14 protein-coding genes and 1 riboswitch are annotated in these 13,242 nt (G+C 59.4%); of the genes, 13 read left to right on the top strand and 1 reads right to left on the bottom strand.

What is annotated here, in order from left to right; genetic code table 11:
• Positions 1-79 precede the first annotated feature (79 nt).
• The 13 genes from dnaK (at position 80) to radC (ending at position 11,679) form a co-directional block, all read left to right on the top strand.
• Positions 80-1,987, top strand: a complete 1,908-nt coding sequence (gene dnaK / locus ACR3EG_RS19495) for a molecular chaperone DnaK (RefSeq protein WP_480498145.1) — start codon at positions 80-82, stop codon at positions 1,985-1,987.
• 74 nt (positions 1,988-2,061) lie between these two features.
• Entirely contained in the window at positions 2,062-3,207 is a 1,146-nt protein-coding gene (dnaJ, locus tag ACR3EG_RS19490; RefSeq protein WP_170355653.1) for a molecular chaperone DnaJ, read from the top strand.
• 173 nt (positions 3,208-3,380) lie between these two features.
• A riboswitch (TPP riboswitch) is annotated at positions 3,381-3,487 on the top strand.
• Between the two features lie 46 nt (positions 3,488-3,533).
• On the top strand, positions 3,534-4,337 hold the full coding sequence (gene thiD, locus ACR3EG_RS19485; RefSeq protein ID WP_480498147.1) for a bifunctional hydroxymethylpyrimidine kinase/phosphomethylpyrimidine kinase: 804 nt from the start codon (positions 3,534-3,536) through the stop codon (positions 4,335-4,337).
• Positions 4,334-5,311 (top strand): FAD-dependent oxidoreductase, encoded by a 978-nt coding sequence (locus ACR3EG_RS19480; RefSeq protein WP_480498149.1) that lies wholly within the window; start codon positions 4,334-4,336, stop codon positions 5,309-5,311. Before thiD ends, ACR3EG_RS19480 begins: the two co-directional genes overlap by 4 nt.
• Positions 5,295-5,489, top strand: a complete 195-nt coding sequence (gene thiS, locus ACR3EG_RS19475; protein ID WP_480498151.1) for a sulfur carrier protein ThiS — start codon at positions 5,295-5,297, stop codon at positions 5,487-5,489. The genes ACR3EG_RS19480 and thiS overlap by 17 nt, the downstream gene beginning before the upstream one ends.
• 2 nt (positions 5,490-5,491) lie before the next feature.
• Entirely contained in the window at positions 5,492-6,256 is a 765-nt protein-coding gene (locus tag ACR3EG_RS19470; protein WP_480498153.1) for a thiazole synthase, read from the top strand.
• Positions 6,253-6,849 carry a thiamine phosphate synthase gene (locus tag ACR3EG_RS19465; RefSeq protein WP_480498155.1) on the top strand — a complete coding sequence of 199 codons (597 nt, stop codon included), beginning with the start codon at positions 6,253-6,255 and terminating at the stop codon, positions 6,847-6,849. The genes ACR3EG_RS19470 and ACR3EG_RS19465 overlap by 4 nt, the downstream gene beginning before the upstream one ends.
• The gene (locus ACR3EG_RS19460; protein WP_480498157.1) at positions 6,846-7,811 is read left to right on the top strand and encodes a ThiF family adenylyltransferase; all 966 of its coding nucleotides are present in this window, start codon (positions 6,846-6,848) and stop codon (positions 7,809-7,811) included. Before ACR3EG_RS19465 ends, ACR3EG_RS19460 begins: the two co-directional genes overlap by 4 nt.
• 17 nt (positions 7,812-7,828) lie before the next feature.
• Positions 7,829-8,764 (top strand): ABC transporter substrate-binding protein, encoded by a 936-nt coding sequence (locus tag ACR3EG_RS19455; protein WP_170786111.1) that lies wholly within the window; start codon positions 7,829-7,831, stop codon positions 8,762-8,764.
• Entirely contained in the window at positions 8,761-9,435 is a 675-nt protein-coding gene (gene tenA / locus ACR3EG_RS19450) for a thiaminase II (RefSeq protein ID WP_480498159.1), read from the top strand. The genes ACR3EG_RS19455 and tenA overlap by 4 nt, the downstream gene beginning before the upstream one ends.
• On the top strand, positions 9,432-10,157 hold the full coding sequence (locus ACR3EG_RS19445; RefSeq protein WP_480498161.1) for an ABC transporter ATP-binding protein: 726 nt from the start codon (positions 9,432-9,434) through the stop codon (positions 10,155-10,157). The genes tenA and ACR3EG_RS19445 overlap by 4 nt, the downstream gene beginning before the upstream one ends.
• Positions 10,154-10,888 (top strand): ABC transporter permease, encoded by a 735-nt coding sequence (locus tag ACR3EG_RS19440; RefSeq protein ID WP_480498163.1) that lies wholly within the window; start codon positions 10,154-10,156, stop codon positions 10,886-10,888. Before ACR3EG_RS19445 ends, ACR3EG_RS19440 begins: the two co-directional genes overlap by 4 nt.
• 35 nt (positions 10,889-10,923) lie before the next feature.
• Positions 10,924-11,679 (top strand): RadC family protein, encoded by a 756-nt coding sequence (radC, locus tag ACR3EG_RS19435; RefSeq protein ID WP_480498165.1) that lies wholly within the window; start codon positions 10,924-10,926, stop codon positions 11,677-11,679.
• A gap of 3 nt (positions 11,680-11,682) precedes the next feature.
• Here radC and ACR3EG_RS19430 read toward each other — a convergent pair whose 3' ends face one another.
• On the bottom strand, positions 11,683-13,239 hold the full coding sequence (locus tag ACR3EG_RS19430) for a phosphate ABC transporter substrate-binding/OmpA family protein (RefSeq protein WP_480498167.1): 1,557 nt from the start codon (positions 13,237-13,239) through the stop codon (positions 11,683-11,685).
• Positions 13,240-13,242: the final 3 nt, after the last annotated feature.

The raw sequence follows: 13,242 nt of genomic DNA, 5'->3' as shown, positions 1-13,242 counted from the left end.
CGCAATTGAGATCGAGGCAGGGATGCCATAACGGGTCCCGGCCTCGGGACATCGCCTTGAAGAGAAAGGGATCGAACATATGAGTAAAGTAATCGGGATTGACCTGGGAACCACCAACTCGTGCGTGGCCATCATGGACGGCTCGCAGCCGAAGGTCATCGAAAACGCCGAAGGGGCGCGGACCACGCCCTCGATCGTCGCCTTCACCGAAGATGAGCGACTGGTCGGTCAGCCTGCTAAACGTCAGGCGGTCACCAACCCCGACAACACGATCTTTGGCGTCAAGCGCCTGATCGGTCGTCGCGTGGATGATGCCGAAGTCGAAAAAGACAAGAAAATGGTGCCGTACAACATCGTCAATGGCGGTAACGGCGACGCGTGGGTCGAAGCCCGCGGTGAAAAGTACTCCCCAAGCCAAATCTCGGCCTTCACACTGGGCAAGATGAAGGAAACCGCAGAAAGCTATCTGGGTGAGGAAGTCACACAAGCGGTCATCACCGTTCCCGCCTATTTCAACGACGCTCAGCGTCAGGCCACCAAAGACGCCGGTAAAATCGCCGGTCTCGAAGTGCTGCGGATCATCAATGAACCGACAGCTGCTGCTCTGGCCTATGGTCTGGATAAAGAAGAAACCCAAACCATCGCGGTTTATGACCTTGGTGGCGGTACCTTCGACGTGACCATTCTGGAAATCGATGATGGTCTGTTCGAGGTCAAATCGACCAACGGTGACACCTTCCTGGGTGGTGAAGACTTTGACATGCGCATCGTCAACTACCTGGCGGATGAGTTCAAAAAGGAACACGGTGTCGACCTGTCGCAAGACAAGATGGCTCTGCAGCGTCTGAAAGAAGCTGCCGAAAAAGCCAAGATCGAGCTGTCCTCGACCTCGCAAACCGAAATCAACCAGCCTTTCATCTCGATGGGTGCCAACGGTCAGCCGCTGCACATGGTCATGAAGCTGACCCGTGCCAAGCTGGAGTCGCTGGTCGGCGACCTGATCAAAAAGTCGATGAAGCCTTGCGCCGCTGCTCTGAAAGACGCCGGTCTGTCGGCTGCTGATGTGGACGAAGTTGTTTTGGTCGGTGGTATGACCCGGATGCCGAAAGTGATCGAAGAGGTCACCAAGTTCTTCGGTAAAGAGCCCCACAAAGGCGTGAACCCCGACGAAGTTGTTGCCATGGGCGCCGCCATTCAAGCCGGTGTTCTGCAGGGCGACGTCAAAGACGTTGTTCTGCTGGACGTGACCCCGCTGTCGCTGGGCATCGAGACGCTGGGCGGCGTGTTTACCCGCCTGATCGACCGCAACACGACCATCCCGACCAAAAAGTCTCAGGTCTTCTCGACGGCCGAAGACAACCAGAACGCCGTAACCATCCGCGTGTTCCAGGGTGAGCGTGAAATGGCTGCGGACAACAAGATCCTGGGTCAGTTCAACCTTGAAGACATCCCGCCCGCACCGCGCGGTATGCCTCAGATCGAGGTGACGTTTGACATCGACGCCAACGGTATTGTCTCGGTTTCGGCCAAAGACAAAGGCACCGGCAAAGAGCAGAAGATCACCATCCAAGCCTCGGGTGGTCTGTCCGATGCGGATATCGAAAAGATGGTCAAGGACGCCGAGGAAAACGCCGAGGCCGACAAGGAACGCCGCGAGCTGGTCGATGCCAAGAACCAGGCGGAAAGCCTCATCCACTCGACCGAGAAGTCGATGGAAGAACACGCCGACAAGGTCGACCCGACCACCATCGAAGCGATCGAGCTGGCGATTGCCGCGCTGAAGGACGAGCTGGAAACCGAAAATGCCGACAAGATCAAGTCGGGCATCCAGAATGTCACCGAAGCCGCAATGAAGCTGGGTGAAGCCATCTATAAGGCGCAGTCCGAGGACGGCGAAGAAGAGCCGGCCGCAGCTGATGCCGCGCCGGGCGAAGATGACATTGTCGACGCCGAGTTCGAAGATCTGGACGACGACAAACGTAACTAACGGCTCATAGGGCCAATGCGGGCCGGTCCGTTCTCCGGGCCGGCCCATTTACGTTGAGGCAGAAGGACATACTGATGTCAAAACGCGACTATTACGATGTGCTCGGCGTAGCCAAGGGCGCATCGGCGGATGAGATCAAAAAAGGTTTTCGCAAGAAGGCCAAGGAATTGCATCCCGACCGCAACAAGGACAACCCGGACGCTGAGGCCCAGTTCAAAGAAGCGAACGAGGCTTATGACATCCTGAAGGACGCCGAGCGCAAGGCAGCCTATGACCGTTTCGGCCACGCGGCCTTTGAAAACGGTACCGGTGGCGGCCGTCCTGGCGGCGGCTTTGGTCAGGGCGATTTCTCGAGCGCGTTTTCCGACGTGTTCGACGATCTGTTCGGCGATTTCATGGGCGGCCAACGTGGCGGAGGCGGTGGGCGTCGCGCGGCGCGCGGCTCGGACCTGCGCTATAACTTGCGCGTGACGCTGGAAGAGGCGTTCTCGGGTCTGCAAAAAACCATCAATGTGCCTGCCGCTGTGGCCTGTTCGGCCTGTGATGGCTCGGGTGCGGAAGGTGGCGTAGAACCCACGACCTGCCCCACCTGTTCAGGCATGGGTAAGGTCCGTGCGCAGCAGGGCTTTTTCACGGTGGAACGCACCTGTCCGACCTGTTCGGGTCTGGGCCAGATCATCAAGAACCCCTGTAAATCCTGTGGCGGTGCGGGTCGCGTGGAAAAAGAACGCGCCCTGTCGGTCAATATTCCAGCCGGTGTCGAAACCGGTACGCGCATTCGCCTAGCGGGCGAGGGTGAGGCTGGAATGCGGGGTGGCCCTCCGGGTGATCTGTACATCTTCGTCGAAGTGTCGGACCATAAACTGTTCGAACGCGACAGCGTGAACCTCTATTGCCGCGTACCTGTCAGCATGGCCAAAGCAGCTCTGGGTGGGTCGATCGAAGTTCCCACAATCGATGGTGGACGCGGTCGCGTGCAAATCCCGGCAGGCAGCCAGTCTGGCCGTCAGATGCGCTTGCGCGGTAAAGGTATGCCCGCTTTGCGCGGCGGCGGTGTAGGGGACATGTTCATTGAACTTGCGGTGGAAACGCCGGTAAATCTGACAAGCCGCCAGAAAGAGCTGTTGAAAGAGTTCGACGACTTAGGTGAAGACAACCACCCAGAGTCTAAGAGCTTTTTCTCGTCCGTCAAATCTTTCTGGGATGGAATGAAGGGCTGAAAAGCCGGGTAGGGGGCTCTGCCCCCGCCGCCCGTTTCGGGCGACTCCCCCGAGGTTTTTATAGCCAGATGAAGCAGGGGATCCGAACTTTATCTGGCCACAAGTAGCTCGGAACGTGAGGCAGAGCCTCGCAGAATCCTCTTGATTATTTCTCGCGTGCCTGAAATGTTCCGCACCAACCGTTGGGGTGCCTCATACAAGGGGCTGAGAGGTGCGATCGCATCAACCCATCGAACCTGATCCGGGCAATACCGGCGGAGGGAACGGTCGCCAAATTATGGACGTTTTCTACGCCACGATTGCCCAAGATTATCTGGAGCAACGATATGGCGCCTATTGCCTTAACGATAGCGGGTTCGGACAGTGGAGGGGGGGCCGGTATCCAAGCCGACCTCAAGGCCATGTCTGCTCTTGGAGTGTATGGTGCCAGCGTGATCACGGCGATCACGGCGCAAAACACGCGGGCGGTGACGGCTGTTCACGGTGTTCCGTTGGATGTGATTGCAGCACAGATTGAGGCCGTGCTTTGCGATCTGGATGTGGGGGCGATCAAGATCGGGATGCTGGCAACTCCTGAAATAATCCGAACCGTGGCTGACAGTATCACCGGGTTCGGCGGTCCGATTGTGCTCGACCCGGTCATGATCGCCAAATCGGGTGATTCCTTGCTGGCTGAGGACGCGGTGCAGACGTTGCGTGATGTGTTGGTGCCGTGTGCTTCTGTGCTGACGCCGAATTTGCCCGAGGCCGCATGTTTACTGGGCTTGTCGGACGCGGTGACTACAGAACAGATGATCGAACAGGCGCTTGCGCTATGCGACCTTGGTGCTCAGACCGTGTTGATGAAGGGGGGGCATGGAAAGGGTGACGTCTGCCATGATCTTTTGATAGATCGGACGGGCTTGATCGCTGAATTCTCGGCCCCCCGCCGTCAAACCAAAAATACGCATGGCACCGGTTGCACGTTGTCTTCTTCGGTTGCGGCGGGATTGGCGAAGGGGTTGTCAGTTCCCGACGCAGTCGCGCAGGCGCACGAATACCTGCAGGGTGCGATTGCACAAGCAGATCGTTTGAACATTGGGCATGGTCATGGGCCGGTGCATCATTTCCATCAGGTTTGGCCTGCGTGACGATCTGGTCGGTCATAGGTTCAGGCGTGGCTGGTCTGGCTGTGGCCAGCGAAATGGTCTCGCGCGGGGCACAAGTGCAGGTTTTTGACCCTGGCGGGCCACCTGGAGCGCATGGTTGTTCTTGGTGGGCCGGTGGGATGCTAGCCCCATGGTGCGAGTATGAAAATGCTGAAGAGCCAGTGATGCGTTTGGGGCAGACCGCGTTGGATTGGTGGGCCGCGCGGACTCAGGTGCAACGGTGTGGGACGTTGGTTGTGGCCAATCCGCGTGACCTGCCTGATTTGCGGCGATTTGCGCGCAGGACGGAAGCATTCGTCGAAGCTGATCAATCTGAAATCGCTGAGTTAGAGCCTGATTTACATGATTTTCCCAAGGGTCTGCACTTTGCGCAAGAGGCACATCTTGATCCGCGTCAAGCGCTGCATGACCTGTATCGCCAGTTGCAGGATCAGGGCGTTGTGTTCCACCGGAAGCTTGCGCCTTCACGGTTGGAAAACGCAATTGACTGCCGGGGGCTACACGCCCGCGAGGTCTTGCATGATCTGCGAGGTGTGAAGGGTGAGATGTTGGTGATCCGCTGCCCCGAGGTCACTCTGACCCGGCCGGTGCGGTTACTGCATCCCCGGATGCCACTTTACATCGTTCCGCGTGGTGATGGCGTCTACATGCTGGGTGCGACGATGATCGAGAGCGAGGACAGCAGCCGCATCACCGCGCGGTCTATGCTGGAACTGCTCAGCGCGGCTTATGCGTTGAATCCGGCCTTCGGCGAGGCCGAGGTGCTGGAGATTGGCGTCGATCTACGCCCTGCCTTCCCCGACAACCTGCCGCGTATTCGGCGGTTGGGGCATACGATTTACGCCAACGGTCTTTATCGCCACGGCTATCTACTGGCCCCGGCTTTGGCGCGGGGTGTGGCCGATCTGGCGCTTGAAAACAAACATTCGGAGATGGTCGATGAAGATCGTACTTAATGGCGAGACCCGAGAAATAACGGCTCTGACGCTGGCGGAAATGTTGGTTGAATGCGGATTCTCGGGCCGGGTCGCAACGGCGGTGAACGAGGAATTCGTTCCTTCGAGCCTGCGCATCGGGCACGAACTGGCGGATGGCGACCGGGTCGAGGTCGTCGCACCGATGCAGGGGGGCTGAGGATGAAGACGTTTTACGGCACAGATTTGCCCAACCCCTTGATGCTGGGCACGGCGCAATATCCAAGCCCGGCCATTCTGGAGCAGGCGTTTCGGGAAAGCGGGGCCGGCGTGGCTACAGTGTCGCTGCGACGGGAATCCGGGGCGGGACAGACATTTTGGCAGATGATCCGCGATCTGGGCGTGCATGTTCTGCCCAACACCGCCGGGTGCCACACGGTCAAAGAGGCTGTGACCACCGCCCATATGGCGCGCGAGGTGTTTGATACCAAATGGATCAAGCTGGAACTGATCGGTCACACGGACAGCCTGCAACCGGATGTGTTCCAACTGGTCGAAGCTGCCCGCATTCTGACCGAGGATGGGTTTCAGGTTTTTCCCTACACAACCGACGATCTGATTGTGGGCGAACGCTTGCTGGCTGCAGGGTGTGAGGTGCTGATGCCCTGGGGCGCACCGATCGGGTCGGGACGGGGGTTGAACAACGAATATTCTTTGCGGGCGATGCGGGCGGAATTCCCGGATTTCCCGCTGGTGATTGATGCGGGCATTGGCCTGCCCAGTCACGCCGCGCGCGCGATGGAGTTGGGTTACGACGCCGTTTTGCTGAACACCGCCGTGGCGCGCGCGGGTGATCCGCCGGCGATGGCGCGGGCCATGATGCAGGCGACCCTTGCCGGGCAACTGGCCCATCAAGCCGACCCGATCGAGGCGCGCGACATGGCTGAACCCTCGACCCCCGTGATCGGAAAGGCGTTTCTGTCATGAGCCTCGACCGGTTCTACCCGATTTTCGATCACTCGGACTGGCTGCGGCGGATGCTGCCATTGGGCGTGAAACTGGTGCAGCTGCGCGTAAAGGATCAGCCCGATGCGGTGGTGCGTGAACAGATTACCCTGTCGCGCGATCTGTGCCGCCAGCATGGCGCGGTTCTGGTGGTGAACGACTATTGGCAGGCCGCGATTGAGGCCGGATGTGACTGGATTCACCTGGGGCAGGAGGATCTGGACGAGGCCGATCTGAAAGCCATTCGAAAGGCTGGACTGAAACTGGGCGTATCGACCCATGATGATGATGAGTTGGAACGCGTTCTGGCCATGGACCCGGATTATGTGGCGCTGGGGCCGGTCTATCCGACCATTTTGAAAAAGATGAAGTGGCATCAGCAGGGTCTGCCGCGCGTCACCGAATGGAAGGCGCGGGTGGGCGATATCCCTTTGGTCGGGATCGGCGGGATGAGCGTCGAACGCGCGTCGGGTGTTCTGCAGGCGGGGGCGGATATCGTCTCGGTCGTGACAGATATCACCCTGAACACGGACGCCGAAGCGCGCGTGCGCCAATGGATCGAGGTCACCCGATGAGCCGTTATGCCCGCCAAACCATCCTGCCTGAGGTAGGGGCGGAGGGGCAGGCGCTTCTGTCCTCGGCGCATGTGATTGTTGTAGGGGCCGGAGGGTTAGCTGCGCCGGTTTTGCCCTTGCTGGCTGGGGCTGGTGTCGGGCGGATCACGGTGATGGACGGGGATACAGTCGATCTGTCCAACCTGCATCGCCAGACTTTGTTTACGCAGGCGGATTGTGGTCGACCCAAGGCTGATGTGGCGGTTGAGCGCTGCCGGAGCTTGAATGATGAGATTAACGTTGAAGCTCTGAAACAGGCTCTAACAAACGAAAATGCGCCCAATATGGCGACGCAGGCTGATGTGATCCTAGATTGTGCGGATAGCTATGCGGCCAGCTATATTCTGTCGGACACGTGTCTGGCGCAGGGGAAACCGTTGATCAGCGCCTCGGTGCTGGGGTTATCGGGCTATGTTGGTGGGTTCTGCGGAGGGGCACCCTCGCTGCGCGCGGTGTTCCCTGACGCGCCGGATAGCGGAGCGAGCTGCGCAACCGCCGGTGTACTGGGTCCGGTCGTAGGAACGATTGGCGCGATGCAAGCACAGATGGCGCTGAACCTGATCCTTGGGATCGCGCCCTCGCCCTTGGGGCAGATGGTGCAATATGACGCCCGTACCCTGCGCACCAGCACCTTCCGGTTTGACACCGCGCCCGAGCCGAATAGCTGTTTTCGGTTCGTCTCCGCCAGCCAACTCAGCACGGATGACCAGATCGTCGAGCTGCGAGACAAGGTCGAGGCCGTAACCCCAGCGCACCCCAATGCGCGGCGGGTTTCGCCTGAAAATTTGCAGGAAATAGACCCTAAACAGGGTAAAAGACTGGTCTTGTGCTGTGCAACCGGTCTGCGTGCATGGCGCGCTGCTGAACAGATTCAACCGGATTGGCCGGGCGAGATTGTCCTCGTCGCGGCCTCGACCTCGTAAAGAAGGATACGCGAGATATGAAAAAGCTAATCACCGCCATCGCTCTGCTGGCCGCCGCGCCGGCCTGGGCCGAGGACAAGATGACCGTCCTGCTGGACTGGTTCATCAACCCCGATCACGGCCCGATCATCGTGGCTCAGGAAAATGGCTATTTCGCCGAGCAGGGGCTTGAGGTTGAAATCGTCCCGCCCGCCGATCCTTCTGCCCCGCCGCGTCTGGTGGCAGCAGGTCAGGCTGAACTGGCGGTTTCGTACCAGCCGCAGCTGCACCTGCAAATCCACGAAGGGCTGCCGCTGAAACGGGTGGGCACACTGGTTGCAACCCCGCTGAACTGCCTGCTGGTGCTGGAGGACGGTCCGATCAAGTCCTTAGCCGACCTGAAGGGGAAAAAGATCGGCTTCTCGGTCGCGGGCGTGGAAGAGGCCATTCTGACCGCCATGCTGAATGCCCATGGTGTGGCGCTGGACGATATCGAATTGATCAACGTGAACTTCTCGCTCTCGCCATCGCTGATGACCGGGCAGGTGGATGCGGTGATCGGCGCGTTCCGCAATTTCGAACTGAACCAGATGGATATCGAAGGTGTCGCGGGCCGCTGCTTTTACATCGAGGAAGAAGGCGTGCCGCCCTATGATGAGCTGATCTATGTGGCCAACCCCGAAACCATGGATGCCGACATGATCGCGCGTTTTCTGGCCGCGACCGAGAAAGCCACGCAGTATATCGTCAACAACCCGGAAAAAAGCTGGGAGATTTTCGCGGCCACGTCGCCCGAGCTGCAGGATGAGCTGAACGCCCGTGCATGGGTCGACACGCTGCCCCGTTTTGCCTTGCGTCCGGCTGGTTTTGACGCTGGTCGGTACGCACGGTTCGAGGCGTTCCTGAAAGACAGCGGCATGATCGACAGCATCAACCCGGTCAGTGACATCACCATTGATGTGACCGCGCAATGAGCAGCTACGGCAAAGCCTTCGCGCTGATGCGGGATGATCTCCCTGGCCTGTGGCGGGTTTACACCCATCACGCCTTCGTCGAAGGCATGAAGGACGGCACGCTGCCGCGTGAGGCGTTCCTGCACTATCTGCGTCAGGATTACGTCTTCCTGATCCATTTCAGCCGCGCCTGGGCTTTGGCGGTGGTGAAATCGGAAACGCATTCCGAGATGTTGACCGCTGTGGGCACGGTGAACGCTCTGGTCGCCGAAGAAATGCAGCTGCATATCGGCATCTGCGAAGCGGTCGGGATTTCGCAGGAGGAGCTGTTCGCGACTCCCGAGCGGGCCGAGAATCTGGCCTACACGCGGTTCGTGCTAGAGGCTGGATACAGTGGTGATCTGCTCGACCTGCTGGCGGCCCTTGCGCCCTGTGTCATGGGTTATGGTGAGATCGGCGCGCGGCTGGCTGCCGAGGCGACATCCGAGACCTATCGTGATTGGATCAACACCTATGCCGGTGAGGACTACCAAGGCGCGTGCAAGGCGGTCGGAGAGTTGTTGGATCAGGCTCTAACACGACGTATTGGGGCTGATATTGAAGCGTCTCCGCGTTGGGGCCGTCTCTGTGAGACGTTCAAGACAGCCACAGCTTTGGAGGTCAACTTCTGGCAAATGGGCCTGACCCCGTGACCCAAGCGCCTGATCTGACCATCAGTGGCTCGGCCACAATCGACGGCGCGCCCTTGTTCGCACCGTTGACCCTGACCCTTGGGGCGGGGCAGTGGACTTGTCTGCTGGGTGGATCGGGCGTGGGAAAAACCACCGTTCTGCGCCTGATTGCCGGACTGGAAACGGGTGCTGCGTTTGCTGGGCAAATCACTGCTAGCGACGCGCAGCCGGTGCCGAGTCGGGTGGCTTATATGGCGCAGGATGATTTGCTGCTGCCTTGGGCGACGGTGGCGCAGAATGTTACTCTGGGTGCGCGTCTGCGGGGCGAGAAACCCGACCTGGCCCGCCGGGATCGTCTGATCGAGCGGATGCGATTACAGGATCATCTGACCAAGAAACCCGGTGAATTGTCGGGCGGTCAGCGTCAGCGCGTGGCCTTGGCGCGTACGTTGATGGAGGACCGGCCCATCGTGCTGTTGGATGAGCCGTTCTCGGCCCTCGACGCCCGCACCCGCGCCGATATGCAGGATTTGGCGGCCGAGGCGCTGGCCGGGCGCACCGTGTTGCTGGTGACGCATGATCCGGCCGAGGCCGCGCGTTTGGGTCAATCCATCATGGTGATGACCGCGCAGGGGCTGACGCACTGCGATCCGCCTTCGGCCCCGGCCCCACGCCATGTGGATGACCTGGAAACGCTGGAGACGCAGGGCGCGTTGTTGCGGTTGTTGAGAGAGGCTGCATGAAGATCCTGTCCGCCCTTGCCGCAACTGTATTCGCGCTGGCCGTATGGCAGGCGATTGTCAGCTTGACCGGCCTGCCGAAATTCATCCTGCCCGGTCCGGCACTGGTGGCCGAGACATGGTGGCAGAACCGCTGGGTGATCGCTGAACATACATGGATCACGGCAGTTGAGGTGGTGATCGGCTTGGCTTTCGGCACAGCTCTCGGCGTGATCACCGCGCTTCAATTGGCCAATTCGCGGGCAGCGCGTGTGTTGGTGCAGCCGATGCTGGTCTTCACACAGGCGCTGCCGGTGTTTGCTCTGGCCCCGTTGCTGACCCTGTGGCTGGGTTATGGGTTGTGGTCCAAGGTCGCGATGGCGGTGCTGATCATCTATTTCCCGATCACCTCGTCCTTTTTTGACGGATTGATGCGCACGCCCCCCGGCTATCTGGACCTTGCACGCACCATGCAGGCCAGTCCGCGCGCGGTGTTGTGGCATATCCGCATTCCCGCCGCGCTGCCCCCCCTGGCTTCGGGGATGCGGCTGGCGGCGGTTTATGCGCCCATCGGGGCCGTGATTGGCGAATGGGTGGGCTCGTCCCAAGGCTTGGGCTATTTGATGCTGCTGGCCAATGGGCGCGCCAAGACCGATCTGATGTTTGCCGCGATGCTGACCTTGGGCGTGTTTTCGATCCTGCTGCATCTGATCATCCGCCGCGCCACGGCGCGCATGGCAGGTGAAGCGCGTTAACGGTTTGGAAACCGATTCGGCGTCAGGGTTGGAACATGACCAAGGACGCCTTTGCCGAAGCCCCGATGCTGTTTGAAACGGACGAAGCGCCCGCGCAGCCGCTGCCAAGTGGTCGATTGCCCTCCTATATCAAAGACCATCGCAAGCGGCTGCGCGAAAGGTTCATGTCGGGCGGGTCCGCCGCAATACCGGATTATGAGTTGTTGGAACTGGTGCTGTTCCGGTCCATCCTCAGGCAGGACGTGAAACCTCTGGCGCGGGCGCTGATGGATACGTTTGGGGATTTCAACCGCGTGCTGACCGCGCCCGAAGAACGGCTGCGTCAGATCAAGGGTGTAGGCGATACAGTCATCACCGATCTGAAAATCCTTGAGGCTTGCGCCCATCGCATGGCCCGCGCGCGGGTGATGCAGCGGCACGTGATCTCGGGCTGGGATGCGTTGCTGGACTATTGTCACACCACAATGGCCCATCGCGAGACTGAGCAGTTCCGGGTGTTCTATTTGGACCGCAAGAATGTGCTGATCGCGGATGAAGAACAAGCCAAGGGCACCGTTGACCATGTCCCCGTTTATCCGCGCGAGGTGGCGAAACGGGCGCTGGAGCTGAACGCCTCGGCGCTGATCCTGGTGCACAACCACCCGTCGGGCGATCCGACGCCCTCGCAGTCGGATATCGACATGACCAACCGGATTCAGGATGCATGTCTGGCGCTTGGCCTGACTTTGCATGACCATCTGATCATCGGAAAATCAAACGAACTAAGTTTTCGTTCGGAAGGTTACTTGTAAAGGTTACTCGACCCACACTTCGACCCGGCGATTGATTTTGCGACCCCATTCAGTGTCGTCACAGGCCATGGGCATCGCCTCGCCAAAGCCATCAACTTCAAGCGTCACGCTGTCTGCGATTTTGGTTTCAACCGCATCGAGCATCGCGTTTCTGACGGTTTTCGCCCTCAGTTCGGCAATCCGGGCGTTTGCGGTGGCGGCGCCGTCTCCGTCACTGAATCCGACAAAGGTCAGTGTTCGTCCATCAAACTTGCCGGATTCCAAAAGCTGGGCCAGATGGAGCAGGTTCGATCTGGATTGCGCGTCCGGTCGGGAGGAGCCTGCCTCGAACCGAAACGACAAGGACAAACGGGATCGCGACCGTAATGTTTCGACCATCCGTTGCAATTCGTCCAGACCTACTTCTGAGGCGCCAGATGCCACGGCGTTTGCCAACCGATCACCTTGCGCGCTAAGAGGCAGCAACTCGGGCGATTGATCCACGAAACCGGCATTCCGGATCACATCCTGAGCTTCGGCGCCTTGGATATAGGCCAGAAACTGTCGTCCAATTCGCGGCAACCGACGATTGGGCAGATACAGGAACATTGGTGCGGTCAGAGGGTAATCCTCGGTTTTGATAGATTGGCGCGTGGCAGCCAGCGCATGACCACAGCCACCGGTCAGGGCCAACGCGCGGGCCGCACCGGCCTCGGCCTGGCTGGCGATCCCGATTGCAAACGGATCCTTGGCAACAGCCCGCGCCATTGCAGTGCTGCGTATGTGTCGGATAACCGTGTCGGCAAGCGTAACGTCTGCGGGTTGCAAAAGCTGTTTTTCAACACCTTGAGTCAAACCTGAGCCAACCTCGGGCATATGAACGGAAATTGGCGCATCGGGACCACCGAGTGCGACCCAGTTGTCGATCTGGCCGGACAGAACCTGAACCAGCTGCCCCAAGGATATCTGTCCCACAGGATTGTCGGAGGCCACGATAGGCACCAGTGCGTCTAATGCAATGACGCGCGCACGCCGACTGTGCTGAAGGTCCCCCAGTCCGGCGTCCTGCGCGGCCTCTTGTTCCTGAGAGGTGATCTCACGCAGGGCCATCACGATGTCGGTTTCATTTTCAATGAAATCCGAAAACCCGTGGGCTGTAGTACCGGGGACAAAATAAAACCGACCAAGCGGTGCCTCACGATCAGTTGTTTTCAACTCATAGTAAAACCGGCCTGAGGTTTCCCGAATAGGTGTAGCCGACAACCCTTCTTGTCGGGCAAAGCCGATGATCAATTCGGGCAAGATTTTTTCCGCCATGACCGATGCACCGGAAAAGCGCAGCTCGGCGACGAAATCCGTGAGGCTGGGGCAGGCAGGCCCGGCACATGTGACGCCTGAGCCGTCGACGGTCAGCTCTCCGAACTGCGTATCCACGCGATAGAATTCACCGTCAAATCCCAACAGGTTACCCACGACCTCGACCTTGCCGTCATGTGAGGTAAGAGAGATATCCTGCGCCGATGCATTCAGGGTATATATCGCCGAAAACAGTGCGGCCACCGCCACACGATAGAAAGTCATCAA

It is taken from the genome of Ruegeria sp. AM7 (assembly GCF_056535965.1).
The sequence above is the reverse complement of the archived record's forward strand: the minus strand, read 5'-3'. Positions and strand labels throughout refer to the sequence as shown.

Excerpts from the sequence above, each read along its gene's own strand:
- dnaK (WP_480498145.1), top strand. The coding sequence starts at position 80 with ATGAGTAAAGTAATCGGGATTGACCTGGGAACCACCAACTCGTGCGTG.
- dnaJ (WP_170355653.1), top strand. The coding sequence starts at position 2,062 with ATGTCAAAACGCGACTATTACGATGTGCTCGGCGTAGCCAAGGGCGCA.
- thiD (WP_480498147.1), top strand. The coding sequence starts at position 3,534 with ATGGCGCCTATTGCCTTAACGATAGCGGGTTCGGACAGTGGAGGGGGG.
- thiS (WP_480498151.1), top strand. The coding sequence starts at position 5,295 with ATGAAGATCGTACTTAATGGCGAGACCCGAGAAATAACGGCTCTGACG.
- ACR3EG_RS19470 (WP_480498153.1), top strand. The coding sequence starts at position 5,492 with ATGAAGACGTTTTACGGCACAGATTTGCCCAACCCCTTGATGCTGGGC.
- ACR3EG_RS19465 (WP_480498155.1), top strand. The coding sequence starts at position 6,253 with ATGAGCCTCGACCGGTTCTACCCGATTTTCGATCACTCGGACTGGCTG.
- ACR3EG_RS19460 (WP_480498157.1), top strand. The coding sequence starts at position 6,846 with ATGAGCCGTTATGCCCGCCAAACCATCCTGCCTGAGGTAGGGGCGGAG.
- ACR3EG_RS19455 (WP_170786111.1), top strand. The coding sequence starts at position 7,829 with ATGAAAAAGCTAATCACCGCCATCGCTCTGCTGGCCGCCGCGCCGGCC.
- tenA (WP_480498159.1), top strand. The coding sequence starts at position 8,761 with ATGAGCAGCTACGGCAAAGCCTTCGCGCTGATGCGGGATGATCTCCCT.
- ACR3EG_RS19440 (WP_480498163.1), top strand. The coding sequence starts at position 10,154 with ATGAAGATCCTGTCCGCCCTTGCCGCAACTGTATTCGCGCTGGCCGTA.
- radC (WP_480498165.1), top strand. The coding sequence starts at position 10,924 with ATGACCAAGGACGCCTTTGCCGAAGCCCCGATGCTGTTTGAAACGGAC.
- ACR3EG_RS19430 (WP_480498167.1), bottom strand. The coding sequence starts at position 13,239 with ATGACTTTCTATCGTGTGGCGGTGGCCGCACTGTTTTCGGCGATATAT.